General features: G+C 63.5%; 19 protein-coding genes, 3 tRNA genes and 1 pseudogene. 10 read left to right on the top strand and 13 right to left on the bottom strand.

Translation table 11 applies throughout. The features are described 5' to 3' along the window. Position 1: 1 nt before the first annotated feature. From OTERR_RS10420 to OTERR_RS10405, 4 genes are all read right to left on the bottom strand, one after another. Positions 2-250: an acyl carrier protein gene (locus OTERR_RS10420; protein WP_054620414.1), complete on the bottom strand. Its 249-nt coding sequence runs from the start codon at positions 248-250 to the stop codon at positions 2-4. Between the two features lie 148 nt (positions 251-398). Beyond that, positions 399-475 (bottom strand) — tRNA-Arg (locus OTERR_RS10415). 76 nt (positions 476-551) lie between these two features. After that, a tRNA-Ser gene (locus OTERR_RS10410) sits at positions 552-644 on the bottom strand. Between the two features lie 92 nt (positions 645-736). After that, positions 737-1,969 (bottom strand): aspartate kinase, encoded by a 1,233-nt coding sequence (locus tag OTERR_RS10405; protein ID WP_054620415.1) that lies wholly within the window; start codon positions 1,967-1,969, stop codon positions 737-739. Between the two features lie 301 nt (positions 1,970-2,270). Here OTERR_RS10405 and OTERR_RS10400 point away from each other — a divergent pair, with 301 nt between their 5' ends. Further along, the gene (locus OTERR_RS10400) at positions 2,271-2,576 is read left to right on the top strand and encodes a helix-turn-helix domain-containing protein (protein ID WP_054620416.1); all 306 of its coding nucleotides are present in this window, start codon (positions 2,271-2,273) and stop codon (positions 2,574-2,576) included. A 45-nt stretch (positions 2,577-2,621) separates the two neighbouring features. Here the strand turns inward: OTERR_RS10400 and OTERR_RS10395 are convergent, their stop codons facing one another. Continuing rightward, positions 2,622-3,467 carry a radical SAM protein gene (locus tag OTERR_RS10395; protein WP_149425703.1) on the bottom strand — a complete coding sequence of 282 codons (846 nt, stop codon included), beginning with the start codon at positions 3,465-3,467 and terminating at the stop codon, positions 2,622-2,624. Between the two features lie 87 nt (positions 3,468-3,554). Between OTERR_RS10395 and queD the strand changes: the two genes are divergently transcribed. Next, entirely contained in the window at positions 3,555-4,001 is a 447-nt protein-coding gene (gene queD / locus OTERR_RS10390; protein ID WP_054620418.1) for a 6-carboxytetrahydropterin synthase QueD, read from the top strand. A 161-nt stretch (positions 4,002-4,162) separates the two neighbouring features. Here queD and OTERR_RS10385 read toward each other — a convergent pair. Continuing rightward, positions 4,163-4,250 (bottom strand) — tRNA-Ser (locus OTERR_RS10385). Positions 4,251-4,554: 304 nt separating this feature from the next. On the opposite strand from OTERR_RS10385, the gene OTERR_RS10380 reads away from it, so the two are divergent. Then, a complete protein-coding gene (locus OTERR_RS10380) occupies positions 4,555-5,184 on the top strand; it encodes a Bax inhibitor-1 family protein (protein ID WP_246154126.1) in 630 nt (209 codons plus the stop codon). Positions 5,185-5,279: 95 nt separating this feature from the next. On the opposite strand, the gene rlmD is transcribed toward OTERR_RS10380, so the two are convergent. Next, positions 5,280-6,668, bottom strand: a complete 1,389-nt coding sequence (gene rlmD / locus OTERR_RS10375; RefSeq protein ID WP_149425702.1) for a 23S rRNA (uracil(1939)-C(5))-methyltransferase RlmD — start codon at positions 6,666-6,668, stop codon at positions 5,280-5,282. Positions 6,669-7,465: 797 nt separating this feature from the next. Here rlmD and OTERR_RS10370 point away from each other — a divergent pair. Then, positions 7,466-7,708: a hypothetical protein gene (locus tag OTERR_RS10370; protein WP_082396630.1), complete on the top strand. Its 243-nt coding sequence runs from the start codon at positions 7,466-7,468 to the stop codon at positions 7,706-7,708. A 180-nt stretch (positions 7,709-7,888) separates the two neighbouring features. Here the strand turns inward: OTERR_RS10370 and OTERR_RS10365 are convergent, their stop codons facing one another. Continuing rightward, positions 7,889-10,786 (bottom strand): bifunctional diguanylate cyclase/phosphodiesterase, encoded by a 2,898-nt coding sequence (locus tag OTERR_RS10365; protein ID WP_149425701.1) that lies wholly within the window; start codon positions 10,784-10,786, stop codon positions 7,889-7,891. A 410-nt stretch (positions 10,787-11,196) separates the two neighbouring features. Here OTERR_RS10365 and yoaA point away from each other — a divergent pair, with 410 nt between their 5' ends. The 6 genes from yoaA (at position 11,197) to moaE (ending at position 17,402) form a co-directional block, all read left to right on the top strand. Continuing rightward, positions 11,197-13,308, top strand: a complete 2,112-nt coding sequence (yoaA, locus tag OTERR_RS10360; protein ID WP_149425700.1) for a DNA repair helicase YoaA — start codon at positions 11,197-11,199, stop codon at positions 13,306-13,308. A 123-nt stretch (positions 13,309-13,431) separates the two neighbouring features. Then, positions 13,432-14,697, top strand: coding sequence for a circularly permuted type 2 ATP-grasp protein (locus OTERR_RS10355; RefSeq protein ID WP_149425699.1), 1,266 nt, complete (start codon positions 13,432-13,434; stop codon positions 14,695-14,697). Positions 14,698-14,887: 190 nt separating this feature from the next. After that, positions 14,888-15,406, top strand: a complete 519-nt coding sequence (gene mobB / locus OTERR_RS10350; RefSeq protein WP_425466037.1) for a molybdopterin-guanine dinucleotide biosynthesis protein B — start codon at positions 14,888-14,890, stop codon at positions 15,404-15,406. 19 nt (positions 15,407-15,425) lie between these two features. Continuing rightward, positions 15,426-16,664 (top strand): molybdopterin molybdotransferase MoeA, encoded by a 1,239-nt coding sequence (locus OTERR_RS10345; protein ID WP_149425698.1) that lies wholly within the window; start codon positions 15,426-15,428, stop codon positions 16,662-16,664. Between the two features lie 26 nt (positions 16,665-16,690). Beyond that, on the top strand, positions 16,691-16,945 hold the full coding sequence (gene moaD, locus OTERR_RS10340; RefSeq protein ID WP_149425697.1) for a molybdopterin converting factor subunit 1: 255 nt from the start codon (positions 16,691-16,693) through the stop codon (positions 16,943-16,945). Positions 16,946-16,949: 4 nt separating this feature from the next. Continuing rightward, the gene (gene moaE / locus OTERR_RS10335; protein ID WP_149425696.1) at positions 16,950-17,402 is read left to right on the top strand and encodes a molybdopterin synthase catalytic subunit MoaE; all 453 of its coding nucleotides are present in this window, start codon (positions 16,950-16,952) and stop codon (positions 17,400-17,402) included. Between the two features lie 177 nt (positions 17,403-17,579). Here the strand turns inward: moaE and OTERR_RS10330 are convergent, their stop codons facing one another. The 5 genes and pseudogenes from OTERR_RS10330 to OTERR_RS10315 form a co-directional block, all read right to left on the bottom strand. Beyond that, entirely contained in the window at positions 17,580-18,875 is a 1,296-nt protein-coding gene (locus tag OTERR_RS10330; RefSeq protein WP_149425695.1) for a DUF805 domain-containing protein, read from the bottom strand. Between the two features lie 334 nt (positions 18,876-19,209). Beyond that, a complete protein-coding gene (locus tag OTERR_RS10325; protein WP_246154124.1) occupies positions 19,210-22,890 on the bottom strand; it encodes an autotransporter domain-containing protein in 3,681 nt (1,226 codons plus the stop codon). A gap of 24 nt (positions 22,891-22,914) precedes the next feature. Next, positions 22,915-22,995, bottom strand: a pseudogene (locus OTERR_RS16730) (ESPR-type extended signal peptide-containing protein); the annotation flags it as partial. Positions 22,996-23,250: 255 nt separating this feature from the next. Beyond that, a complete protein-coding gene (locus OTERR_RS10320; RefSeq protein WP_054620428.1) occupies positions 23,251-24,897 on the bottom strand; it encodes a methyl-accepting chemotaxis protein in 1,647 nt (548 codons plus the stop codon). A 171-nt stretch (positions 24,898-25,068) separates the two neighbouring features. Beyond that, complete coding sequence (locus OTERR_RS10315; protein WP_187775217.1) at positions 25,069-26,661, bottom strand: methyl-accepting chemotaxis protein; 1,593 nt, start codon at positions 26,659-26,661, stop codon at positions 25,069-25,071. Positions 26,662-26,702 lie beyond the last annotated feature (41 nt).

Here is a 26,702-nt window from a genome sequence, read left to right as displayed (position 1 = left end):
GTCAGGCGCCGGCGCTGGGCTCGGTGGTCGCAAACTTGTCGAAAATCTCGACAAGCTCACCCACGGTCTTGGGATTGGGGGTATCGGTGGGGAGTTTGATGCCGTGGTGATCCTCGAAGTCGAACATCAGGTCAAGCAGCATCAGGGAGTCGACGCCGATTTCCTGAAGCACGGCTTCGGTCGTGATTTGTTCCAGCGGCGTACCAGCCTTCTCGTGGATGAAGTCGCGGATGAGGGTCAGCGTGTCCATAAGATATTTCCCTGAGTTTTTTGGGGATTTTAATCGAATCGCCCGGATCCTGTCGCCGGTCTGGCGTGACAAGGTGAAATATAGGGAAATAGGGGCTAGAAATGAAAAAACGCCGCTTTCTTGCGAAAGCAGCGTTTTTTCGTATTACTGGCGCGCCCGGAGCGATTCGAACGCCCGACCCCTTGGTTCGTAGCCAAGTACTCTATCCAACTGAGCTACGGGCGCGCACTTGAGAAACGAAATTATATGTACCGTTTCCGATTTTGCCAAGTGTTTTTTAACATTTTGTTCAAAAAACGCTTGGCGGAGACGGAGGGATTCGAACCCTCGATACCGGTTTTGCCGGTATGCTCCCTTAGCAGGGGAGTGCCTTCGACCTCTCGGCCACGTCTCCAAGACGGGAGCTTTCGGCTCTCGTCTTTGCGAGGGGCGGATAATAGCGTCTTACCCGCTCCCGGTCAAACATACTGCGTGCTTACGCAGCCCTTAGGCTGCCTGGTCCAGGCCGAAAGTACGGTGCAGGATGCGTACGGCCAGTTCCAGGTACTTTTCATCGACGACGACGGAAATCTTGATCTCCGACGTGGAAATCATCTGGATGTTGATGCCTTCCTCAGCCAGGGTGCGGAACATCTGGGAGGCCACGCCCGGGTGGGAACGCATACCGACGCCGACGGCGGAGACTTTGCAGATCTTGTTGTCGCCGACGATTTCGCGGGCGTTGATGTGGGTCTTGACGCCTTCCAGAACTGCCTTGGCCTTTTCGAATTCACTGCGATTGACGGTGAAGGAAAAGTCGGTGGTGCCGTCGCGGCCGACGTTCTGGATGATCATGTCCACGTCGATGTTGGCATCGGCGATGGGGCCCAGAATCTGGTAGGCGATACCGGGGCGATCGGGCACGCCGAGGACGGTGAGCTTGGCTTCGTCGCGGTTGAAGGCGATGCCGGAGATGATCGGTTGTTCCATATTGCTGTCTTCCTCAACGGTAATCAGCGTGCCCTCGCTTTGTCCCACTTCTTCGAAGCTGGACAGCACGCGCAATTTGACTTTGTACTTGCCGGCGAATTCGACCGAGCGGATCTGCAGGACTTTGGAGCCTAGCGAAGCCATTTCCAGCATCTCTTCGAACGTGATGCGGTCAAGCTTGCGAGCTTCGGGGACGATGCGCGGGTCGGTCGTATAGACGCCATCCACGTCGGTGTAGATCTGGCATTCGTCGGCACGTAGGGCGGCAGCCAGAGCCACGCCGGTGGTATCGGAGCCGCCGCGACCCAGAGTGGTGATGTTGCCGTCTTCGTCTACGCCCTGGAAACCGGCGACCACGACCACGCGGCCGGCGTTCAGATCGCGGCGCATGTTTTCCTCGTCAATGGCGAGGATGCGCGCTTTGGTGTGGGTGTTGTCGGTAAGGATGCGTACTTGGCCGCCGGTATAGCTGCGGGCCGGGATGCCTTCGGCTTCGAGGGCCATGGACAGCAGGCCGATGGTCACCTGTTCGCCAGTGGAAATGACCACATCCAACTCACGCGGAGTGGGGGTGGCCGAGATTTCCTTGGTCAGGCCGATCAGGCGGTTCGTTTCGCCGCTCATGGCGGAAACCACGATCACAAGATCGTGCCCCATGGCTTTGAACTTGGCCACCCGCTTGGCCACGTTCCTGATGCGTTCCGTCGTACCAACCGACGTGCCGCCATATTTCTGAACTATCAGCGCCATCGACTATCCAATAGGTATGTGAAAAACCTGGGATTGTAACCCAACCTGCAAACGGGTTGGCAGTGGGTGGGGGAGTGGTGCGTTTAGGCTTTTCCCTGCTGATGGCAGGGATATTTGTGGCGGCAATCCCAGGCCCACAGTGGGAACTAGGTATTAATGCTACTTGCAAGTTTATGAAATCGGGTTATACTTCACCTATAACTTAAGTCATAGCCTGTTCGGAATAGGACAAGCAGAGCAGGGGGTAGAAGTGCAGCCACAAGCTGCGGACTTGAGAACAGTGTTTAGAGAGGCTTTTATCATGAGCAATGTCAAAGCGATCGAGAACTTCGATCCCCGTGAAATTCGTCGCAAGCTGGGTCTGAATCAGCAGCAGTTCTGGTCCAAGATCGGTGTTACCCAGAGCGGTGGCTCCCGCTATGAGAGCGGCCGCAACATGCCTAAACCCGTCAAGGAGCTTCTGCGACTGGTGCATGTGGAGCAGGTGGATATCCAACGCGTCAAGCGCGAAGATATTGAAGTGATCGATTACCTGCGCTGTTTTGAGCCGGATCTGTACAAGAACCTGAAGAAGGCCGCCAAGGCCAAGGTCAAGAAAGCGGCGTAAGCGGTTAGCAGTGAATGTGCCCGGGAGTTCCCGGGACGGAAGGGCTCAAGGGTTGATCGTAACCTTGAGCCCTTTTTCTTTGAGGCGTTTGGCCACGGCTTCCAGGGTCTGTTCGGGGAGCCGCCACAAGTGTTCGGCACCTGGCTGCATGACTTGCCGGGCGATTCCGTAGAGATGCACGCCCTGTATGCGGGTTTGCACCGAGGCGACAAAGTTCAGATAGGCCTGCAGCTCCGTTTCGTCCGGGTCTTTCCCATCCCGGCCGAATAAGCAGGTCTGAATCCAGGTGGGCGCCAGGTCGGCGCTACGCAACAGATTCAGGCGCATGTGTTCGGGGTTGAGGTTGACGCGATTGACCTCAGCGATTCCCTCGGACGTGGCACGGTCCACCTTGAACCACACTTCCCCGCCATGTTCGCCAATGCGGGCGATGCCACGGCGGGCCGATTCGCGATGCAACAGGCTGCCGTTGGTAATGAGCCGAATCGGCAAAGGGGTTCCATCCGCGGCGCGAATGTGCAACTCATTGAGCACGCCTATGACCAGTTCTACCGCAGCTTCGAACTCCGGGCTACTGGTTGGCTCCCCGTTGCCCGAAAAGGCAACGTCGGAAAGGCGTCGGGCGTCTGCGGGAACCTGCCGAGCCATGAAGTCACCGTGCACAACCTGGGCAAGGAAGGCGCGCAGTTCCGTTTCAAGCAGCGCCAGGTCGACAGGCGGTGGGCCGCCCCGGGTCAGATTAGGGACTTGGCAGTAGACGCACGCCCAGTTGCAGGCGTTGTTGGTGTTGAGGTTGATTCCCAGCGAAACCCCCCGGGCACGGCGCGAGATCACTGGGTAGACATAGGTGAGTCCGGCGATGTCGCGGTTGTGGTCGGTCGGGGTGAGCATGGCAGCAGGGCAGGCAAGGAGGGGGTGGAGGCAATGATATACTCGCTGCCCCGCCTCGCCATCCCCCGGGCTTTCCCGTTGTCTTCAATGCAGATCACCCGCCGCCTGGAATTCGATGCCGGCCATCGCATTCCCGATCATAAAAGCCAGTGCCGCCATCTGCACGGGCATCGCTATGCGCTGGAAATCACTCTGTCCGGAGAGGTGATTCAACTCGATGGTGATGCTGCCAACGGCATGGTGATGGACTTTGCCGAAGTCAAGGCGTTGGCCAAGGAACATATCGTGGACCGCTGGGATCATGCCTTCCTGGTTTTTGAGCGGGACGAGCCACTGGTTAGCTTTCTGCGCAGTATGCCGGACCACAAAACGGTGCTGATGCCTTGTGTGCCGACCGCGGAAAATCTGGCCCAGCGCGCCTTCCAACTTCTCGACGAGGTTTATCGAGATACCTACGGCAATCATTTGCGCCTGCAGCGCGTGCGCTTGTACGAAACCCCGAATTGTTGGGCTGACGCGGTTCGGCCCGAGTAATCCCTTTTGTCACCCTTTGGGGTGTTACCTGGTGTTACGCACTAAGGGAGTGGTTTCGTTAAACTCAAGCCTGACCCTGGTCTGACTGGATCGCCTGAGGTGATTCGGTCCGATCGGGTACCCTAAAAATAACGGCCCATGAAGGGCCGTTATGGTGTGTTTGGCGGAGGCTGTGAGATTCGAACTCACGGATGGTTGCCCATCGGCAGTTTTCAAGACTGCTGGTTTAAACCACTCACCCAAGCCTCCAAAATCTGTACGGTGTAAGGGCGGCGTATGTAATTGACCCGTTCCCGCTTTTGGTTGGCGAATGCCGTTTCATTCAACTCGGCTGCGACAAAGCGGGCGGATGATAGCATATGGCCACCTTGCTTCGCAGTACCGCGGGGGATCACGCAACGTGACAAACCGCTACATAACAACGGCAACTGGATTGCCGCTTTTCCACTCAAAATAAACGCAATTCTCTCTATCTGGAGGTAGCGCCATGCAACCGCAGTTCCAAATGTCCACCGGCAGTGCTTCTCAGGAACGTTCTGTCCAGCAAAACCGAGTGCTGCGGAATACCTACCTGTTGCTCGCCCTGTCCATGATTCCCACCGCCATCGGTGCCCTGGTCGGTATCAAGATGGGATTTTCCTTCTTTGCCGGCAGCCCGATGGTGAGCTTCCTGCTCTTCCTCGGTATTGCCTTCGGCTTCATGTGGGGCATTGAGAAGACCAAGCACAGCAGCATGGGCGTGGCCCTGCTGCTCGGCTTCACCTTCTTCATGGGGCTGATGCTGTCACGCATCCTGTCCTTCGCCCTGGGCTTTTCCAACGGCGGCTCCCTGATCTTCATGGCTGCGGCCGGCACCGCGGGCGCCTTCTTTGCCATGTCGTTCCTGGCCACGGTGATCAAGACCGATCTGTCCTACCTGGGCAAGTTCCTGTTCATCGGAGTGATCGTGCTGCTGGTGGCCTCCCTGGCCAACATCTTCTTCCAGATCCCGGCGCTGGCCCTGACCATCTCCGCCGTGGCCGTGATGCTCTTCTCCGCCTACCTGCTCTACGACATCAAGCGCATCATCGACGGCGGCGAAGACAACTACATCACCGCCACCCTGGCGGTGTACCTGGATATCTACAACATCTTCGTCAACCTGCTGAACCTGCTGATGGCCTTCGCCGGCGAACGCGACTGACGCGCTTGTCTGCACCGGATGCTTCATGAAAGAAGGCGCCCCTCGGGGCGCCTTCTTCGTTATCGGCCTTTGCCGGTCAAGCGAGGGAGCGTTTACTACTCCCGCTCGAACAAGGCGATGGACTCCACGTGGGCTGTGTGAGGGAACATGTTGGCGATGCCCGCGCCGCGCAGCACGTAGCCCTGCTGGTGAACCAGCACGGCAGCGTCCCGGGCCAGGGTGGCTGGGTTGCACGAGACGTACACGATGCGCTTGGGGCTGTCCGGGCCCAGGGATTTCACCAGTTCGATGGCGCCTTCCCGGGGCGGGTCGATCAGCATCTTGTCGAAGTGCCCCCAGCCCGCCACGATCTCCGGCGTACCCAGGAACAGGTTGGCCACGCCGTAATCCACCTGGCTGGCCAGGCCGTTGGCCTGGGCGTTCTCGAAGGCGCGCTTGACCAGGGCTTCGCTGCCTTCCACACCGAATACCTTGGCGCCGGAACGGGCGATGGGCAGGGTGAAATTGCCCAGTCCACAGAACATGTCGGCGATGCGCTCGCCCGGCTGCGGGTCAAGCAGGCGCAACGCCTTGCGCACCAGTACCCGGTTGATCGGGTAGTTCACCTGGGTGAATTCGGTGGGCGAGAAATTCATCTCGATGCCGAATTCGGGCAGGGTGTAGGTAAGTGGGGGGGCATCCAGGGGATAGAAACGGGTCACCGTGTCCGGTCCCTTCGGCTGCAGGTAGAAGACGACGCCGTGGCTGTCGGCGAAGCGGCGCAGCAGTTCCTCGTCGGCGCCGTTGATCGGTTCCAGCACCCGCAACACCAGGGCCAGACAGCGTTCACCCACGGCTACTTCCACCTGGGGCATGCGGTCGCTGATCGACAGGGCGCCGATCAGTTCGCGCAGTGGCAGGAGCAGATCGGAGACCCGCTTGGGCAGCACGTGGCATTCGCTCATGTCGGCGATGTAGCTGCTCTTCTTCTCGTGGAAGCCCACCAACATGCCGCCTTTTTTGGGTACCAGTCGGGCGCTCAGCCGGGCCCGGTGGCGGTAGCCCCAGGGGCTGCCCTGCAGCGGGGAGTAAATTTCTTCCGGCTTGACGTTGCCGATGTGGGCCAGATTATCTTCCAGCACCCGCTGTTTGGCCGCCACTTGCGCACTTGGATCGGCATGCTGCAGGGCGCAACCGCCGCATACGCCGAAATGGGGGCAGCGCGGCACAACCCGAGACGAAGCGGCCTTGATGATGCGGGTTGCCTGGGCGATCTCGAAGGCCGGCTTCTTGCGGTAACTGGAATATTCCACCACTTCGCCGGGCAGGGCGCCGTCGATGAAGATGGTCTTGCCTTCGACGTGGGCCACTCCCTTGCCTTCGTGATCCAGAGATTCGACCTGGGCTATGCGTGGAGCGCGGGCAGGGCGGACTGGCGGTGCAGGCGGGGTTTCAAGGGTGGCGTCGAGGTTGGTGTCGACGAGGGCGGGGGAGGGTTGCGACATGAGGGTAGCCCCCTGAAAAAACGCGAGATTTTAGCGCTCACTGGGCTTTTTTCAATGCCTGTCTGCGGGAGCAGTCGATAAACATCGCGCTTGGTTTGTGTCTGGTGGCGGCAAACCGCCTGCGCGCGCACATAGCTGCCGGGGTCTTTACATCATGGGCGAATGAGAAGGGCGCAATGGGGGCTCCTGTTCCAAGGCGTGCCGGGAAACGGCATTCCGAGGGGGGGGCTGCTACTCGGCTCTGGTTTGACGCCCTTTGCCCTCGAGCTCCCAGGCCAAGCCAGGCCCTGTCTGGGGACTGGATGGGATTTCTCGCCGGAGCTGTCCTGCTCATCGCTCTGGCCAAAGATGCTCCTTAGGTGTCTTGTTATCTGCGTCTGCCGCAGTGGGGAAAGTGTTTGTGCCACGGATGGCGGTGCGCCATCTGCCAAACTAGTGTTTACCGTTTCGCACCCCCTTGATCCTGGACGGTAAGCTGGGGGTGGGGAGCACGGTTTCACCCGGGTCAGCCGGTGGGGCGAGATATCCCCGCACAACCGCTATTTCGGTTGCCTTATCGGCAACGCTTTACGGAGTCGTGGAATGCCGGTGGGGGCTGGCAGTGATCTATCCGTTAGGCCTCTAGCCTGGCTTGGCGGGTTATTTCATGATCATGCAAGGAGAATGAAGATTAAAGGTTGCCCTTCCTACCTTTTTTTAAAAAGGTGCTACAATCATAGGCTGGTCGATCCCCCCCGGTCGGCCTCTGAATAATTTCGGATCTGTACCTTTCTCTCCTCCATAAAGGGAATTAACAAATGAAACAGTCTCTCCTGGTTGCTGCTCTCGTTGCTCTGGCCGTCTCCGCTTGCGGCAAGAAGGAAGAACCCGCTCCGGCCCCGGCTCCCGCTGCTGAAGCTCCTGCTGCTGCTCCCGCCGCTCCCGCTGCCGAAGCTCCTGCTGCCGCTCCCGCCGCTGACGCTGCCAAGCCCGCCGAAGGCGCTGCTCCGGCTGCTGACGCTGCCAAGCCGGCTGAAGCTGCTCCCGCCGACAAGAAGTAATCTCGGCGTAGCAGTCAGAAAAACCGGCCCATCGGGCCGGTTTTTTTTCGTCCCGACGTTTGTGGGGACGTAGGGGCGGTGGCAACAGAACTATGGATATGCCCCGTCTTGCTGCTGCCATGAAGGCGCAACGCAGGTGGCTCTGGCGCGCGCAGCAGGCAAGCAAGCCAGGGAGATGCCTCAGGAGGCTGGGGTCAGAGTGGCTTCGCCCAGGCGGGCTTCGAATTCCTCGGCTGGGAGGGGGCGGGCAAACAGGTAGCCCTGGGCCACCTGGCAGCCCTGGGCCAGCAGATGGGCGCGTTGTGCTTCGTCTTCAACCCCTTCGGCAACGGTGGCGAGGCCCAGGTGGCCGGCCATGCCCAGGATGGCAGCCACGATCGCCGCGTCGTCCTGATCCTGGGGCAGGGCCCGGATGAAGGAGCGGTCTACCTTGAGGACGTCGAGAGGGAAGCGTTTCAAGTAAGCCAGGCTGGAATAGCCCGTCCCGAAATCGTCGAGAGCCAGGCGTACCCCCATGGCCTTGAGTTGGTCCAGGGTGTCGATCACCGGCTGGATGCCACCCATCAGCACGCTCTCGGTGACTTCCAGTTCGAGCTGGGCGGCGGGCAATCCTGATTGGGCCAGGGCGTGTTCAACCTCGGCCACCAGATCGCCATGGTGGAACTGGCGGGCCGAGATATTGACGGCCACCGTTACCGGCGCTTGTCCGGGGCGCTGCCACGAGGCAGCCCGGCGGCAAGCCTCGACCAAGACCCAGCGGCCGATGGACAGGATCAGTCCGGTATCTTCGGCAATCGGAATGAAACGATCGGGCGGCACCAGTCCGAGTTCCGGATGCTGCCAGCGCAGCAAGGCCTCGGCGCCGAGCAGACGGCCTGTCGCCAGGTCGAACTGCCCCTGGTAGAAGAGGGTCAGTTCCTGGGCTTCCAGGGCGCGGCGCAACGCTTGCTCGAGCGAGAGCCGCTCCAGGGCCCGGGCGTTCATCTCTTCCCGGTAAAACTGCATACGGTTGCGCCCGGTTTCCTTGGCGTGGTTCACCGCCGAGTCCGCGTTACGCAGCAGCGTGTCGAAATCGCCTCCGTCCCCGGGGAACAGGGCGACGCCGACGCTGCAGTTGATGGCCAGGATGTGGCCGTCCACGACCAGCGGTTGGCTCAGGCTGTTCATCAGTGAGGTGGCGGCTGCCGCGGCGCAGGCTTCCTCGGCGGTTCCAGGGAAAATCACGGCAAATTCGTCTCCGCCCAGCCGGCTGACTGTGGCGTTTTCGCCTGCCGCTTCGACCAGGCGCTCGCCTACCGTGTGCAACACCCGGTTGCCGACGCCGTGGCCGAGGGAATCGTTGATTGTCTTGAAACGGTCCAGGTCGAGGATGCACAGGGTCAGCCCGCTGTGGTTGCGTCGGGCGGCGATCATCGCCTCGTTGGTACGTTCTTCGAGTAGCAGGCGGTTGGGCAGGCTGGTCACCGAGTCGTACTCGGACAGGTAGCGTACCCGTGCCTCCGCAGCCTTGCGCTCGGAGACATCGGAGAAGGCGGCAACCCGGTGGGTGGCCTGGCCATGTTCGTCGAACAGGGTGGAAATGTGCAGCCATTCCGGATACAGGCTGCCATCCTTGCGCCGATTCCAGATCTCGCCGCTCCAGGTCCCGGTCGTCGTGATCGATTCCCACATCTGCCGGTAGAACTCGGCATCGTGGTAGCCCGAGGACAGCAGGCGGGGATTGTGGCCCAGAACCTCGGCGGCGCTATAGCCGGTGATCTGGGTGAAGGCAGCGTTGACCGCGACGATGGCGTTGGTGTGATCGGTAACGATCAGGGCCTCATTGCCGCTTTCGAAGACCCGTGCTGCCAGGCGTAGATCCTGGGCGTTGGCCTCTAGGGCCTCGGTGTGCTCGATGCTGTCCTGGCGGTAGCGGCGCAGCAGGGTTTCCAGCCAGCGAGCGTAGAAAATGGCGAAGAGCATGGTCACCGTCACCGTCACCAACAGGACCAGAACGATGGCACTGCCCTGGCGGGCCAGTTGCCCTTCCAGGTCGGCGCGCTGCTCGGTTTCGGCGGCATCGATCACGCTCTGCTCGATACCGCTGACCAAGGACCAGCCCCAGGCATCCGGCGGCGTGACATAGGCCAGGTGCGGCGTCAGGGGTGGGGGCGGACCATCCTCCTCCACCTGGGTGCCGGGTTTGACCCAGGCGTGAGAGACGAAGCCGCCGCCATTGGCCGCCGCATCACGTAATTGGGCGGTAGCGGCCTGAAGTTCCGGCGACGGCATATCCTGGCTTGCCAGTCCTTCCAGGGCGGGAAGGCCCTGAGCCAACAGCAGCCGGCCGCTCCGGCTCATCACGAGCAGTTCACCGTTTTTCAGTACCGGAAAAGTGCGCAGGCGCGCCAGGGCCTCCTGCTGCATTTCCATTTCCACCGCATCGACAAAATCTCCGGCACCGATCAGCCAGCCATAGGGGGCGAAGCGCCGCACGTAGGAAATCTTGTGGCGCAGTTCCCGTTCGCCCGGTGCATGCCAGCGGTAGGTGACGAACCCCGCGCCTTCCGGGTTGGCCACGGCCTGGCGAAGACTGGCCAGGATGGATTGGCCGGTGTCATCGTGCACGCCGGCCACGGAGTGGCCTTCAGTTGTAGGTTCCCCGGGTGCCAGGATGGCCTGCCCGTCTTCGCTATAGATAAAGAAATAGCCGCGTCCGGCAAAGAAACGGACCGGGCGCAGGGCATCGGCGATCAGGCGACGGGTGGCGGCACTGTCGCGCTGTTGTGCCTGTTGGTAAAGGGCGGCAGCAATGGAGACTCCTTCTTCCACTTCCTGCTGCAGCCGCAGCCGCAGTCGGGCTTCGGCCAGGGCGCGGGTGTGGTTGAGATCGGTTCGGGCCGCGTCAGCCTGGGTCTTGAGCTGGGCCTGGTGCTGGGCCTGTGTGGCTTGGTGGAGTTGGTTAAGGTTGTCGCGAAAGGTCCGGGCGTATTGCCAGGTGAAGTAGCCACCCAGCCCGACGCAGAGGGTCAAGACGATCACGAGCATTCCCGCGAGCGGCAGGTGCTTCAGGTTGCGGGAAAAAAAGGGGGGAGACATGAATCAATCGAGAGCCTGGCGGCAATGGGGGCCGCCCGGCGAAGTAAGGGAGCAAGGGAGCGGGCGGCATCCGGCGGGGGGATTGGGCGCGGAAGGTGTGTCCGACTGTCGCCTGGAATCGGTCTCGGCCTTGGATTTTGTCAGCTGCTTGGATGATTTTGGGCAACGCAAGCAGGGGCCGCAAGGAAGGAAAAAAACAGAGGGAGCGGGGCAAATCCCGCTCTAGCTCTGCACGGCCAATGGACGCGAGTCAGTCCATGAGGAATCGACTCTATAACCTTTGGCGTATTTTAGCGTTGACTGAATTTCTCCTCAATTTTCTGGCAGGCCATGGAGTGGTGGAGGAGGGGGCGGGCGCATGGCTCGCGGTGCCAATCTGATACGATTCGGCACCCCGCAAGATTCGACCGATGGCTTCCTCTCTTTCTCCCTCTAGCACCTCTGCCATCGTGGCAGACGTTCCCGCCGAGCCGGCGGCCGCTCACGCCTACATTCCCGCTTCGGCCCTGGGTGGCCGGGTGGAGCAGATTTTCCGCCCCGACGGCCCCCTGGCCGCCTCGGTGGGCCACTACCGGCTGCGCCCGCAGCAGCGCGAAATGGCGCTGCGTATCGCCGACGCCGTGGCCGAGAACCGGGTGTTCGTCGCCGAGGCCGGCACCGGCACCGGCAAGACCTTCGCCTACCTGGTGCCGGCGCTGCTCTCCGGCGGCAAGGTGATCGTTTCCACTGGCACCAAGACCCTGCAAGACCAGCTGTTTACCAAGGACATTCCCCTGGTCCGCGGTGTGCTCAACGCCCCGGTCAAGGTGGCCCTGCTCAAGGGGCGGGCCAACTACGTCTGCCACTACCACTTGCAGCGCTCCCTGCTCGAAGGCCGCTTCCTCACCCGGGACGACGCCACCTACATCCAGCGCATTGCCCGCTTTGCCGCCATCACCGGCACTGGCGACAAGGCCGAATGCCCGGACGTGCCGGAAGCCGCGCCGGTGTGGGGCATGGCCACCTCGACCCGGGAGAACTGCCTGGGCCAGGAATGCCCCAACCACAAGGACTGCTTCGTCCTGGCCGCCCGCCGTCAGGCCCAGGAGGCCGACGTGGTGGTGGTGAACCACCACCTGTTCTTCGCCGACGTGATGTTGAAGGACGAAGGCTCCGCCGAACTGCTGCCGGCCTGCAACACGGTGATCTTCGACGAGGCCCACCAGCTGCCGGAAACCGCCAGCCTGTTCTTCGGCGAGTCGGTGTCCACCGCCCAGGCCGTGGACCTGGCTCGGGACACTCGGGCCGAGGCCCTCACCGACGCCCGGGATTGCCTCGATCTGCCGCCGGCCTGCGCCGTCCTGGAAAAAGCCGCCAAGGACCTGCGCCTGGCGGTGCCCCTCGACCCGGCCCGCTATTCCCTGGCCCAGCTGGCCCGCTTCCCCCAGTTCGAATCGGCCCTGGACGGCTTCGAGGCCGCCATCGACCACCTGGCCGCCGTGCTGGAAACCCAGGCTGGGCGCAGCGAGGGGCTGAAGAATTGCTGGGAGCGTTCCCTGGAATTGGCCGCCCTGATTCACAAGTGGCGCAGCGGGGTGCCCGGAGAGGCAGACGAGACGGCCTTCTCCGAGGCGCCTGCCCCGGACGCCAAGCAGGACGGCCCTTCCGACAAGGCCACCCCGGTGGAGCACATCCGTTGGGCCGAGGCCTATACCCACGCCCTGCAACTCAACGCCACGCCCCTGTCGATTGCCCGCATCTTCCGCCGCCAGATGGGGGGGCATCCCCGGGCCTGGATCTTCACCTCCGCCACCCTGGCGGTGCAGCAGAACTTCACCCACTACTGCGCCGAGATGGGCCTGTGGGAAGTCGAGACCGCTTGCTGGGAAAGCCCCTTCCGCTACGACGAGCAGGCCATCCTGTACTCGCCGTCCGGCATGCCCGACCCGAATAATCCCGCCTATCCGGACGCGGTGATGAACAAGGCCTGGCCGGTGCTCAAGGCCGCCCGGGGCGGCGCCTTCTTCCTGTGCACCTCACTGCGCGCCATGCGTCGCATCCACGAGCTGCTCAAGGCGCGCATCGAAGACGAGGGGCTCGACATCCCCCTGCTGATCCAGGGCGAGGGCAGCAAGAACGAGCTGCTCGACCGCTTCCGCCTGCTCGGCAATGCCGTCCTGGTGGGCAGCCAGAGCTTCTGGGAAGGGGTGGACGTGCGCGGCGAGGCCTTGTCCCTGGTGGTCATCGACAAGCTGCCCTTCGCCCCGCCGGACGATCCGGTGTTGTCGGCGCGCATCGAGCACCTCAACAAGGCCGGTCGTAATGCCTTCATCGACTACCAGCTGCCCCGGGCGGTGATCAACGTCAAGCAGGGCGCCGGCCGCCTCATCCGCAGCGAGACCGACCGGGGCGTGCTGATGATCTGCGACCCGCGCATGGTCGATAAACCCTACGGCCGGCGCGTCTGGCGCAGCCTGCCGCCGATGCGACGCACCCGGGACGAGCAGGTGGTGGTGGACTTCTTTACCGATGGTCGGGACTGAAGGCCGCCCGGTGGCCCCTGGTGGTGCTCTGTCATGGGCTGCTGCACCGTACCGAGGTGCCAGCCCCAGCCCTATCCTGCCATTTGAACCCCGATACCGATTCTTTTCATGCGAGTGCCTGTGATGACTTCGCCTGACGCCCAACGCGCCGCCGCCGATCAACGCAATGCCGTTCCCGAAACCGGGCGGCCCGATACGGCGGTGCTCGAGGCCCGCCTCGGCGGTGCCGCCCTGGCCAGCCGGCCGACCCTTTTTTCCGCCAGCCGCTTGCATGTCGCCCAGGCCGACCTGGATGCCATGGCCGCCTTCGCCGCCGCCATGGAAGCAGTTGCAGCCCTGCCGGCCTGGCGCGAGTTGGCCCTGGCCCAGGCCCCGGCCAGCGCCGCCGAGCGGGCCGGCATCGACAGCCAGGCTGCCGCGGGTCGTCCCTTGGCGGCTTCGGCCTTCATGGGCTACGACTTCCACCTGTCAGCGGAAGGCCCGCGCCTGATCGAGATCAATACCAACGCCGGCGGCGCCCTGCTCATGGCAGCCCTGCTCGACGCCTGGCAGCCCGGTCAGGGAGCCGCCCTGGAAGAGGCAATCGCCGCCATGTTCGCCGCCGAGTTGGCCCGGGAAGGTAAGCGCGCCGCCATGCCTCGGGTGGTAGTGGTGGATGAGGCGCCGGCCGAGCAATATCTGGCACCGGAGTTCGCCCTCACCGTGGACCTGCTCGCCCGCCATGGTTGGCAGGCGGCGGTGACCGATCCGTCCGAGCTGGCCTGGGACGGGCAGCGGCTGATCCACCAGGGCCAACCGGTGGACCTGGTCTATAACCGTCTCACCGACTTCTACCTGGAGGCGCCGGCCTCCCAGGCCCTGCGCCAGGCGTGGCGCAGCGGTGCCGCGGTGATCACCCCCCATCCGGCGGCTCACGCCCTGTTCGCCGACAAGCGCCTGATGACCAACCTTTCCGACGCTGCCTGGCTGGCCGAGGCCGGGGCCGATGCTGCCACCCGGGCGGCGATTGCGGCCTGCGTGGCCGAGACCCGCTTGGTCACGCCAGACAACGCCGATGCCCTGTGGGGCGAGCGCCGCCGCTGGTTCTTCAAGCCCGCTGCCGGTTTCGGCAGTCGCGCCGCCTACCGGGGCGACAAACTGACCAAGCGGGTGTTCGAGGAGATCGTCGCCGCCAGCGCCGTCGGCGGCTACGTCGCCCAGGCCCTGGTGCCGCCCTCCACCCGCGCCGTGACCGGGGAAGAGGGCGTCCTGCCGCTCAAGGTGGATGTACGCAACTACGCCTACGCCGGCCAGGTGCAACTGGTGGCGGCCCGCCTCTACCAGGGCCAGACCACCAACTTCCGCACCCCGGGCGGTGGTTTTGCACCGGTGCTGGGCGTGGCCGGCTGACCCGCCAGGCGCGGCGCCCCGCTTCGGCTAGCCGAGCCGTCTGTTTTTGACCCGTGCCGTGGCATCACGCCCGGTTGCACGCTATCGTTCGTCCATGACTTCGCTGCCCACGCCGACTTCATCGCCATTGCCGCCCGTGTCACTTTCGCCCGACCAGCCCGTTCCCCGCGCCAGCGACCTGACGCCATGCATCGCCGGCAAGACCGTGTTCGGTTTTGCCGGTTACTCGGGGTCGGGCAAGACCACCTTGATCGAACAGCTGATCCCGCGCCTGATCGCCCGGGGCCTGCGGGTGTCCCTGATCAAGCATGCCCACCACGATTTCGACATCGACAAGCCGGGTAAGGATTCTTTCCGCCACCGCCAGGCCGGAGCGGCGGAGGTGCTGATCACCTGCAATTCCCGATTCGCTCTGCTGCACGAACTGCGCGGGGCGGCGGAGCCGACCCTGGCCGAGCACCTGGAGCGTCTGTCGGCCTGCGATCTGGTGCTGGTGGAAGGCTTCAAGAACGACCCGATCCCAAAGATCGAGATCCACCGCCCGGCTCATGGCCGCCCCCTGATCTATCCTGAAAATCCCTATGTGGTGGCGGTGGCCAGCGATGCCGATATGGTGTTGCCGCCGCCCTTGTCCCGCCTCGACCTGAACGATGCGGAAGCGATCGCCGCCTTTATCGTGGCCTACGTCCGCCCTGCCGACGTGGCCTGACCGACCCGAGAGAACGCCCATGCTGACCCTCCACGACGCCCTCGACCGCCTCCTCGCCGCCGCCACGCCGGTGAGCGGGGTGCGTGCCATTCCTACCATTGCCTGCGCCGGCCGGGTGTTGGCCCAGGCCCAGCAGTCCACTATCGCCGTACCGCCCCTGGATAACTCGGCCATGGACGGCTACGCCTTCCGCCATGCCGACGCGGTCGCAGCGGTTGGTGCCGATGGCCGGGTCACGCTGCCGATCTCCCAGCGCATTACCGCCGGCTCGGTGGGCGTACCCCTGCGCCCCGGTTCTGCGGCGCGCATCTTTACCGGGGCGCCGATTCCCCCGGGAGCAGATACGGTGCTGATGCAGGAGCGCACCGAGGCCGGCGCCGACGGCCAGCAGGTGACCCTGCTGGAAATACCCAATGTGGGCAGCGCCGTGCGCCGTTGCGGTGAGGACATCGGCGAGGGCGACACCATTCTGCCTGCCGGGCGCAAGCTGACGCCCCAGGACGTGGCCCTGGCCGCCTCCGTCGGCCTGGCCACTCTGCCGGTACACCGCCGGGTGCGGGTGGCGGTGTTCTTCACCGGCGACGAACTGCGCATGCCCGGCGAGCCGCTGCCGCCGGGGGCCATCTACAACTCCAACCGCTTTGCCCTGGTATCCCTGCTGGAGCGCCTGGGCTGCGAGGTCAAGGACCTGGGCCAGGTGCCGGACAAGCTCGAAGCTACCCGTACGGCCCTGCGCGAAGCCGTACAGCAGGCCGACCTGATCGTCACCTCCGGCGGCGTTTCGGTGGGCGAGGAGGATCACGTCAAGCCGGCGGTGGAGGCCGAAGGCCGCCTCGACCTGTGGCAGGTGGCGATCAAGCCGGGTAAGCCCCTGGCTCTGGGGGCGGTGCGCGGCGGCGACGGTCCGTCCGGCGAGGTGCCCTTCATCGGTCTGCCGGGCAACCCGGTGTCCAGCTTCGTCACCTTCCTTACCCTGGTGCGCCCCTTCGTCCTCAAGCTCCAGGGTGTGGCCGACGCCGCGCCGCGCAGCTACCCGATGCGCGCCGGCTTCGCTTGGACACGCCCCGACCCCCGGCGCCACGAGTTCCTGCGCGTGCGCCTGGGGGCCAACGGCGAGCTGGAATGCTTCCCCAACCAGGGCTCCGGGGTGCTCACTTCGGTGGCCTGGGCCGACGGCCTAGTGGAAAATCCACCGGGGACCGTGATCGCCCCGGGGGATATCGTCCGCTTCCTGCCCCTGGCCGAGTTGCTCGGTTGATTTGTGTTGCCCTGGAATAAAACGCCATGACCGTGACCGTGCTGTATTTCGCCGCCCTCAAGGAAGCACTGGGGGTCTCGTCCGAATCCCTGGCCCTATCCCCCGGGGTGGCTACCGTGGCCGACCTGCGCGCCCATCTGGCCGCCCGCGGCGAGGCCTGGGCGCAACTGGCCTCGTTCAAGAACCTGCGCTGTGCGGTGAACCAGGATATGGTGCCGCTCACCGCGGCGGTGAAGGAGGGCGACGAGGTGGCCTTCTTCCCGCCGGTGACCGGGGGCTGAGGCCATGAAGATCGCCGTCCAGGAAGCGGACTTCGACGTCGGTGTCGAGCTGGCCGCCTTGACCCGGGGCCAGCCCGCAGTGGGGGCCTGCGCCAGCTTCGTCGGCTACGTGCGCGACCGCAACGATGGCGCCGCGGTGGCGGCCATGACCCTGGAGCACTATCCGGGCATGACCGAAAAGGCCTTGGCGACCATCGTCGACGAGGCCCGGGGCCGTTGGGCACTGCTCGATGTGACCGTCATCCACCGGGTCGGCCGGCTCGACATCGGCGACCAGATTGTCCTGGTGGCGGTGACCAGTGCCCACCGGGGCGAGGCCTTCGCTGCCTGTGAGTTCATCATGGATTATTTGAAGACCCGTGCGCCGTTCTGGAAGCGGGAGGAAACCCCCGAGGGCGCCCGCTGGGTGGACGCCCGGGAGACGGATGACGTGGCAGCAGGGCGCTGGGAAAACTAGGCGGCTTAGCCGCTGACGTTTTTTCGCTAGTTGGAAATTGTGAAAAGGCCGCCTTGAGGCGGCCTTTTGTCTGCGATTTCAGGACCATCATCGGCTATATGGGAAAGCCGGCTGAAACCTCGTTCTTGGTAGGTCGCCAGTGTCAGCCATAGCGATGTCCTGGCGGGGGGCTGGCCTTCACGAAGCGGGGCGCAGGTGGTTGTGGACCAGGCCGATGCCCGGGTTGCCGGGCAAGACTTTGCCGTTGACCTGCAGTACCGGCAGCATGATGTGCTGGGCGCCGCCGCCGAGGATTTCGTACAGGCGCGCCGCCGCCTGGGGGTCGCCGTCCACGTTGTACACCGCCGGCTGGATGCCGTTGGCGCGGAGCCAGCCGTGCATCTGGTCGCAGCTACCACAACCGGGCATGACGTAGAGGTCCACCTGATTGCTGGCGGCATAGCGCGTCACCGGTGGCATAGTGCTGCCCTCATCTTCATCGTCCTCATCGTTGGGCGGCGCCATCCGATCAGCACCGACGGCCAGGACTTGGGTGAACTTCAGGACGTTCTCGGGGCTGCGGGTCATCTGTTTGAATGCGGTGGCGAACATCAGGCCGACCACGACGAGGGAAATGAGCAGACGCTTGCTACCACCAGTATGGGGCGGTGCCCCGTAGTCGTTGTCGTCCCGGCTGCCGGGGATGAAGAAAAGGGCCAGGGTCATCAGGACCCCGATGATGGGCACCGCGGCGATCAGGGATAGCCAGCCGGTGTGGCCCGCATCGTGGAGGCGAAGCGCCAGGCAGCGCACTGCGTAAACCAGACCGATGAAAATGCCCAGGCCGGCGATGAACAGCTGGCCCGTGCTCACCGCCAGGAGCACGCCGGCCAGCCAGATGGCGGTGGCGATGAAGCCGCTAGCCAGGTAGTCGAGGCGGCCAAGTCGCCCGTCAAAGCCAATGCCGACGAGGCTGGCGCCGTCGATATCCGCAGCCACCCGTGGCCCTTGTATCGGGCCGTAACTGCGAGTTTGTGGCGTGGCCAGCCGCTCGGCCTGGGCCTCTTCGGCGGCCTGCTGCTGGGCTTGCTCGTAGCGCGGCATGTCGAGCCCGCACTGGCGGCACAGGGTGCGCTTGGGCTGGGCCTCGCCGCATTTGGGGCAGACCACTTCCGCTACAGTCGCGACGGCAACGGGGGGGAGGCTCTCGGCGGTGGCGTTCGCCGGGGCAGCAGGGACGGCAGGAGCGACGGGCGCAACAGGATTGAGGGCTTGTTTTATGGCTTCAAGATCGAGGCTACGCAGGCGCACAAGCCATTGCTCGGCGACCGCTCCGGTGGCGCTTTTGACCACGGTCACCGGCCTGCCGCAGAGCATCTGCGCCAGCTGATCCCCCTGTAGTTTGAATGCAGCACCGACCTGATCGGAGATTTCGGCCAGTGGGCGTCCGGAGACGGTGCGGCCGGAAATGAGCACGCGATAAAGTTCTGTCATCTTCTCTTTTTCCCGCAGCCTGTTTTCTCGTCCCTGGCGATACTGTCAGACGTATTTTTATGCCAAGAATATAGCAAGGGAGCTTGGTGCAGCCGAGGCCGTCCTGTCGTCTTTCACAGTCGGCTCGCGCGGATGATTGAACGTTGGTCGCCTCAGATCCGCTTTTGCCCAACAACCCTAGTCACCCCGGCCCCCCGCAACGTGAAGGTGGGGCTGGGGCCTGTTGTCGGGGAAAAGGTCAATTCCGTGTGGTGGGACTTGATTCCTGGCTTCAAGACTGACGCGTGGCATGGGGCGGCTCCCCTCGGATCGACGCCCCATGGGAATACCCGCGTTAAAAGGCCCAGCGGAAATTGACCGAGGCTGTACGGTTGTTGAAGCCTTGGCGGTGCTCAGCATCGATGCGTCCCTGGATTTCCAGGCCGCTGGCGGTGCTCTTGGCCACGCCCAGTCCGCCGCGCACTACCCAGGGGTCCGGGTTGATGCCCCGGGTGATGAATGCGGCGCCTGGAGCACCTGCGTAGGCGGCCGTGATGGCGGATTGTCGTGCGGTGGTGTCGTACGCTACACCTACATTGCCCGCCAGAGTCAGCCCATTGTCCAGTCGATGACCGACGCGAATGTCGCTGGAGAGTAGCAACTGCTCGGCGCTGCGAGAGTTTACCTTCAGGTTGAGTGCACCCGCCCCCGTTTCCGTATAGCCCGCATCCCGCAGCCAGGTGTAATCCAGGCCGAAGGATGGGGTGACGCTGGTATTGGCCGCCAGGGGCCAGGTATTGCTCAGGCGAAGGCCGGCATGGGCCGACAGGGTGTCGAAGCTGCTCTGGGCCGTAGTGCCAGCAAAGAGAATATGGCGGCGCCCCTGGTTGTGGTTGTTACCCACATCCACCTGCCATCCCAGGTCGGCTCCGGAGTCCAGCTGGTAACTGCCATAGCCGATCAGCTGGTAGAGCTGAACCTGGGCATTGTTGGGGGCGGCCGACGAATTACCGTCCACATTGGCCCCTGCGTAGGCGAAGGCAAGACCGGTGCGGGCTCGGTCCGAAAGCTGGGCATCGCTACCGAACGCCACGCCGCCGATGCGTGTCCGGAAGCCGGCGGCACCATTGCTGTCCGCCTGATTAGCCAGAGATGCGAACGGTTTCATCCACAGGCGCTGGTCGCCGAGGAAACCGTCGCCGGACGCAAGTCCCCGTTGGCTTGCCATGCGCGAGTGGATCATCTGATTGATTCCGCCCAGAAAGCCCTGGGCGGCCAGGGTACTGCCGCCTGTGAGCAGTGGCAGAGTTTGCGAGACGGCACTGGAAATCTGCGCCTTGTTGGTCAGCGGGACAAACAGGGTGGCCAGGGGGCTGCTCGGGTCGGTGGCAATGACCTGGTCAAGGACCGCTGCCGCACCGGTACCGGGCGTGTTGCCTGTGCTCTGTACGGCGGTGCTGACGCCGCTGCTACCTGCGGCGACCAGGAGAAGATCCAGGGTGGTAGCGCTATAGACGGGGGAAAAATCGAACAGGGCGCTGTTGTCAGTGATGCTGGCAAAGCGGGTTTGGATACCACCTCCGGCGTCGATGACTCGAACCAGCCGCTGGCCGGGAGCCAGGGGGCTGCCGTTGGCCACGTCCACGCTCAAGGTTCCGCCTAGACTGGCTTGGCCGGCGACGTTCAAGCGGGTGTAGTCCCCGGCTGCCGCACTCTTGGCACCGATCAGCAGTGTACCCGTCGAGCCCTGGGCGAAATTACCGGTGATGGTGATAGTCGGGTAGACAGTATTGAAGGACTGGAGGCCCAGGGTGCCGTTGTTGTTGATGGTGCCAACGGTGTTTGAAACGGCGTTGAGAGTACCGCCTTGCGCAACGTTCAGGGTGCCGCCAAAGGTCGCGCCAGTGCTCAGGTTCAAGGTGGCGCCGGAGGCGATGCCAGCCGTGCCGGTGAAGGAGTTGTTGCCCTGGAAGGTGGTCGTGCCAGCCAGGACCTTGATCGTGCCGTTACCTGCAAGAGTGGGGGCAAGCAGGTAGCTGGATGCCGTGTGGTTGAACACCAGGGTCCCGTTGCCGGCGCCCAAGGTGATGCTCCCGGCACTGATTGTGCCGGGGGCCGCTGCAGCTTGGCCTTCGGCAGCGCCGATGTTGAGGGTGCCAGAAGCGCTGGCGGTATTGGCAATGACCAGGGCAGTGGCCTGGACGCGACCGCCGTTGACCAGGGTCAGTGTGCCGCTGCCGCTATTGCCGACGTACAGTTTGCCGGTACTGTTCCATAGACTGTTGGAGCCACTGATGGTGACTGCGCCGCTGGATCCAGCCTCGTTGCCCAGATAGCCCTTGTTGCTGGTGAGGGTAGCGCCGTCAGTGATGGTCAGGATGGCGGCGCCGAAACGGCCCACGTTAACCTCATTACCGACGCTCCAGGTCGTACCTGTCCCGCTCAGATTGGCTGTGCCGTTGGAGCCGGCAAGATCCCCCAGGATGGCTTGCAGTCCCGTAACGACACTGGCGCCTCCGGCAATGGTGAGTAGCCCCTTGGCGCCGTTGTTATGGGCGACGAACAGATCCCCCGTCGTTGTCCACCAGGAGCCGCTGCCGCTCAGGCTGACGCTGCTCTGGAGCGGATTGCTTTCGCTGCCGACGTAGCCGTCGACGCTACTGACCTGGCCGCCATTTTGAATGCTTAGGTTACCCTGGCCCTCATTGCCGACGAAGAGATGGCCGGTCATGGTCCACCGGGAGGTGCCGCCGGTGACTGTGACCTGGTTGCTGCTGCTGGAGGCGTTCCAGCCGATCAGGCCGCCGCTTGAGGTGACTGTGCCACCGTTCTCGATGGTCAAGCTGCCGGTGCCGTAATTGCCGATACCCAGGCGTCCGGTGAGGACCCAACTGGCGTTGTTGATGGTGACGGTGCCAGTGGCGTTGGCAGCGTCGCCCAGGTAGCCCGCATTGCTGCTGACAGCTCCGCCATTCCTGATGGTGAGGGTGCCGGTGCCACCGGGCGTGGCTGGGTCGGTAGTGTCGCCGCCGACACGCAGGTCACCGGCCATGGTCCAGCGGGAGCCGCTGCCATCTACGGTAGCGGTGCCAAAGGCTCCGGCATAGCGGGCCAGAACGCCGTCGGCGCTGCTGACCTGGCCGCCCTGGGTGATGTCGAGTTGGCCTTGGCCGCGGATGCCAACGAACAGGCGATCGCTGTTGCTCCACATGCTGCCGACACCACTCACCAGCGCCGTACTGGTCAGGCCGTTGGCTCCGGCTCCGATGCTACCAACCCCATTGGATACCGTGCCCCCATTGGTGATCGACAGGATGCCCTGACCGTCGTTACCGACCAGCATCTGGCCGCTTCCGACGTTCCAGCCGCCCTGCACGTTGGCTGTCCCACGGCTGCCCGCCTGTTCGCCGAGGACGGCGTAGGTGCTGCTCATGCTCGTTCCTGTCGCCAGGTTAAGCGTGCCTGTACCGGCATGGCCGATGAACGCGCGGCTGCTCACGGTGAGTGTCGAGTCGCTGTTCTGGAGATCGACAGTGCCGTTGGCCGTGCTTGCACCGCCAACGTAAAGCTCGCTGGCCGAAGTTCTGGCGCCACTACTGACGTTGAGACTACCCGTGCTGTAGTTGCCGATGTACAGGTCGCCGCTGTTGCTCCAGTTCCCCGTTGCTCCTGATACGGTGACTGTGCCGGTAGTTGAGGTGGTGTTGTTGTCATTACCGATAAGTCCGGTAGTGCTGTTCAGCGTCCCTTGAATCTGGAGGCGGCCAGCAGCGCCACCACCGACCACTAGTGTTCCGACATTGCCGCTAGTGCCGCTGGCAATGAGCGGCGATAGGGTACTGTCTGTGTTGATTACGGCGGTATCGCTACCGGTTGGTGCATGGCCATTCCATACCCAGTTGCCGTTAGTCCCCCAGGTGGTTGTCGTGCCGTTCCACAGCACTGAGTCGGCGTGGGCTGCCGGGAGCCATGAGACCAGGGCGAGAGCGGTCAGGGGAAGGGGGGAGAGGAGGAGGGGGGATTTACCGGCCGCCACGGTCGTGTTTCCCGATGTCAAGCCCTCTCGGCAGGTAGCGGTTTCCGGGACGGGTTGCAGGCGGCCCAGCTTATGGTTCCGAACCAGGCGGTAAATTTTGTTCATGTGCAATCTCAAGACGCATACTGGCCTTCGATGGGAGACTCCGTCGAAGGCCAGTGTCATTAGTACAAAAGCGTTATTTGGGCGCCATGTTATGCGCTTGAGTTTTGCCGTGATATAAGTCAAAAGTAATAAGTCACGTGGAAGGCCAGGCTGGATAAGACTTTCCCATTTCTTCTCCAGCGTTTTCTGTCGATGTTGTCACCCCATGAAAAAAGGCGCCCTAAGGCGCCTTTTTTCATGGGGTAGTGTTCTCTGTTACTGGATACGGAAGCGCCCGACCGCCCCTTGCAGGGTGCTGGAAAGTTCGTGCAGGCGCCGTGCCGCGTCGGCAGAGTGGGCGATGGCGCTGGCGGTTTCCTCGGACATCTGGGCGATGCGCTCGACGCTCTTGGCGATGTCGCTGGACACGGTGCTCTGTTCCTTGATCGATGCGGTGATGTCGTTCACCACGTCGCGCACCCGGGCGGCAGAATCGCGGATCTGCAGGATCGAATCGCCGGCTTGGTTGGCCAGGGATACGCCGTTCTCCACCTGAGTCACCCCCGCTTCCATACTGCTCACCGCATTGCGCGTACCGCTCTGGATCTTGCCGATCATGGCGGCGATTTCCTGAGTGGAATGGCCGGTGCGTTCCGCCAGCTTGCGCACCTCGTCTGCGACCACGGCAAAGCCGCGACCCGCCTCACCGGCCCGGGCCGCCTCGATGGCCGCGTTCAACGCCAGCAGGTTGGTCTGGTCGGCGATTTCCTTGATGGTGTTGACGATGGCGGTGATCTCGTTGGATTGCTGGCCCAGTTCTTCGATGATGGCCGAGGACGCACGCACCGAGTCGGCAATCTGGCGCATTTCGCCGGCGGCGCCGTGAATCACCTCGGTGCCCTGTTCCGACAGTTCACCGGAGGCGACACTGATGCCATGGGCGACCCGGGCGTTTTCCGCGACCTGGTCGATGGATACGGTCATTTCTTCCACCGCCGCGGCCATGGCCGACGAGGCCTCGCTCTGGTGCAGGGCGCTGCCGGTGACTTCCTCGGAGGTGGCAAGCAACTGATCGGCGGCCTGGGTGAGTTGCTCGGAGCTGGAAATGACCTGGCCGATCATGCTGCGCAATTCACGCTGCATGGCGCTCATCGAGGCCATCAGGCTGGCGTCGTCGCCGGGGGCGAGACGGATGTTCTGGTTCAGGTCGCCATGGGCGATGCGTTCCACGGCTTCCTTGGCATCCCGGGGTTCGCCACCCAGGGCGCGGATGATGCTGCGGTAGGTGAGAAGGAGGAAGGCGGCCAGCAAGGCCACGGCGACACCCATATAGGCAGCGAATTTCAGCGCCTGGTCGCGGAAGATGCTATCCACGTCGTCGATGTAGATGCCGGTACCTATCACCCAGCCCCAGGGTTCGAAGAGCTTGACGTAGGACAGCTTGGGCACCGGTGCTTCGGCGCCCGGTTTGGGCCACAGGTAATCCACGTAGCCCGCGCCGGACGCCTTAACTACGCGCATGAATTCCTGGAAGAACAGCTTGCCGGTGGGATCCTTCAGACCCGACATGTCCTTGTTTTCCAGTTCGGCCTTGATCGGGTGCATGAGCATCTTGTTGTCCAGATTCTGGACGAAGAAGTACTCGCTCTTGCGGTAGCGCATTGCGCGTATGGCGCCGAGGGCGGCGGCCTTGGCGGCTTCGGGCTCCATCTGGCCGTTCTTGGCCTGAGCTTCGTAGTAGGTGACCATGGTCACCACGCCGTCGATCAGGTTGCGTACTTGCTCCTTCCGGTCTTCGATCAGGCGATCACGCTGGGCGGCCAGGATGAGAGCGAAGATGACGGCCAGAATGGCGACGCTGGCGACAATGAGAAGCGTGAAGCGCGTCCGGACCGTGAGGCCCTGGGCTGCGGGGCTGGCCATGTAATTCTCTCCCTATGGAATCGATGGAGCCGATAGTCTCGGAAAATTGTCATTCCCTTGTAAAACAGGGAAAGGCTCCAGGGAGTGAAATATAACATGCCGTTTCTGTATCCATAATTATGACAAAAGGCATGACTGGCCTTGCCCTGGCCGGGCAAGGCCAGGCGCCGATCAGCCGATACGGAAATGCCCCACCGTCTGGCGCAGCGATTCGGCCAGGGTCTGGAAGGAACGGGCCGCCGCGGCCGCATCGCTCATGTGGGCGTCGTTGGCTTCGGCCAGGCGGGCAATGCGCTCGACGTTGACGGCGATGTCCTGGCTGGCGGTTTGCTGCTCCCGGACCGAATCGCTGATCTCGTCGATACCTTTGTGGGTGGTCGCCACGGTCTGCCCGCTCTCCCCGAGCAGGGCAGCCACCTGGTCCAGGGTGGCGTGGCTGGCGCGCAGGGCGGTCAGGCCTTGCTGAACGACGGCGTCCAGTTCGGCGGATTTGGCCCCCACGGTCTGGGTGACGCCACCGATCTCCGCAGCCGACTTGGCCGATTTTTCGGCGAGCTTGCGCACTTCGTCGGCCACCACGGCAAACCCCCGACCCTGTTCCCCGGCCCTAGCCGCCTCGATGGCGGCATTCAACGCCAGCAGGTTGGTCTGGTTGGCGATCTCGCTGACCTCTTCAGTGAGGGCCGAGATGGTGCGGGTGCTGGCAATGTAGTCGGCCACCGCGGTGGCGATGGCGCCGACGGTGTTTTCCACTCCCTCGATTTCAGCCATCAGGGCCGCCACGTTGTGCTGGCCCTCCTCGCTGGCCGCCAGGCTGCGGTCCGAGGTAGCGCGCACCCCGTCAGCGGAGTCGGCCACGGTGGCGATGCTGGTGGTCAGCTCCTCGACCTCGGCAGCGATGGTTGCCGCCGATTCGGTCTGCTCCCGGGTGGACGTGGCCACTTCGCCGACCTGAGTGGCGATGTTGCCGGCAGCCTGGCTGACCTGGGCGGCGATGCCATGGATATCGCGAACCGTGGCCTGGAGCTGCTCGGCAAACTGGTTGAAGGAGAGGGCGATGCGACCCACTTCGTTGGCCGATTTCACCGGCAGACGGCGGGTCAGGTCTCCGTCCCCTGACGCCAATTGCGCCATGGAGCGCTCCAGTTCGGCCAGAGGGCGGCGCAAGGAGAGGGCGGTCAGGGCCACCAGCACGCCCCCGAGGAGCAAGGTGGCGCCGGCGATCAGCATGGTCAGGCGGCGGGTGGTGGCGGCCTGATCGAGGACGGTGTCCCGGGTGTTGTTGACGGCCTTTTCCTGACGGGCGATCTCATCCATCAGTACCTGGCGCAGCCTGCGCCAGGCCGGGGTTTCGTCCTTGTTCAGGGCTGTGGCGGCGCTGGCCGTATCCTGCTTGGCCTGGGCAACGATGCCATCGCGAATGCTGCGAAGCGGCGCCCAACCGGCGGCAGCCTGTTCCATGGCCTTGGCGAAGTCTGCGTCGCTTGCGCCCAAGCCCTTGGCCCGGGCCAGGGCTTCGTCGAATTTCTTGTGGGCGTTGTCCAGATTCTTGAAGGCCAGGGGATTTCCTGGATCGAGGACGATGTTGCGCAGGGCCTGGCCCGATTGCAGCCCCTGGGCGTAGAGATCCTGGACCACGATCAGGCGCGCCTGGTCCTGGTCAATGAAGTCGGCGAAGCGCCCGGCAACCCGGTCCAGGGAGTGGAGCGCGTAAGCGAAGGCCCCGGCGATGCACAACGCGGCGACACCCAGAAGGGCGAACATGGGAAAGAGCAGGGATTGGCGAAACGAACGATTCACTGCAG

Source organism: Oryzomicrobium terrae, assembly GCF_008274805.1.
GTDB lineage: Bacteria > Pseudomonadota > Gammaproteobacteria > Burkholderiales > Rhodocyclaceae > Oryzomicrobium > Oryzomicrobium terrae.
Note: the sequence above shows the minus strand (reverse complement) of the source record. Positions and strands in the feature narration are given on the sequence as shown.

Excerpts from the sequence above, each read along its gene's own strand:
- OTERR_RS10355 (WP_149425699.1), top strand. The coding sequence starts at position 13,432 with ATGACTTCGCCTGACGCCCAACGCGCCGCCGCCGATCAACGCAATGCC.
- OTERR_RS10395 (WP_149425703.1), bottom strand. The coding sequence starts at position 3,467 with ATGCTCACCCCGACCGACCACAACCGCGACATCGCCGGACTCACCTAT.
- OTERR_RS10420 (WP_054620414.1), bottom strand. The coding sequence starts at position 250 with ATGGACACGCTGACCCTCATCCGCGACTTCATCCACGAGAAGGCTGGT.
- OTERR_RS10400 (WP_054620416.1), top strand. The coding sequence starts at position 2,271 with ATGAGCAATGTCAAAGCGATCGAGAACTTCGATCCCCGTGAAATTCGT.
- OTERR_RS10370 (WP_082396630.1), top strand. The coding sequence starts at position 7,466 with ATGAAACAGTCTCTCCTGGTTGCTGCTCTCGTTGCTCTGGCCGTCTCC.
- OTERR_RS10345 (WP_149425698.1), top strand. The coding sequence starts at position 15,426 with ATGCTGACCCTCCACGACGCCCTCGACCGCCTCCTCGCCGCCGCCACG.
- rlmD (WP_149425702.1), bottom strand. The coding sequence starts at position 6,668 with ATGTCGCAACCCTCCCCCGCCCTCGTCGACACCAACCTCGACGCCACC.
- yoaA (WP_149425700.1), top strand. The coding sequence starts at position 11,197 with ATGGCTTCCTCTCTTTCTCCCTCTAGCACCTCTGCCATCGTGGCAGAC.
- moaD (WP_149425697.1), top strand. The coding sequence starts at position 16,691 with ATGACCGTGACCGTGCTGTATTTCGCCGCCCTCAAGGAAGCACTGGGG.
- queD (WP_054620418.1), top strand. The coding sequence starts at position 3,555 with ATGCAGATCACCCGCCGCCTGGAATTCGATGCCGGCCATCGCATTCCC.
- OTERR_RS10365 (WP_149425701.1), bottom strand. The coding sequence starts at position 10,786 with ATGTCTCCCCCCTTTTTTTCCCGCAACCTGAAGCACCTGCCGCTCGCG.
- OTERR_RS10315 (WP_187775217.1), bottom strand. The coding sequence starts at position 26,661 with ATGTTCGCCCTTCTGGGTGTCGCCGCGTTGTGCATCGCCGGGGCCTTC.
- moaE (WP_149425696.1), top strand. The coding sequence starts at position 16,950 with ATGAAGATCGCCGTCCAGGAAGCGGACTTCGACGTCGGTGTCGAGCTG.
- OTERR_RS10405 (WP_054620415.1), bottom strand. The coding sequence starts at position 1,969 with ATGGCGCTGATAGTTCAGAAATATGGCGGCACGTCGGTTGGTACGACG.
- OTERR_RS10320 (WP_054620428.1), bottom strand. The coding sequence starts at position 24,897 with ATGGCCAGCCCCGCAGCCCAGGGCCTCACGGTCCGGACGCGCTTCACG.
- OTERR_RS10330 (WP_149425695.1), bottom strand. The coding sequence starts at position 18,875 with ATGACAGAACTTTATCGCGTGCTCATTTCCGGCCGCACCGTCTCCGGA.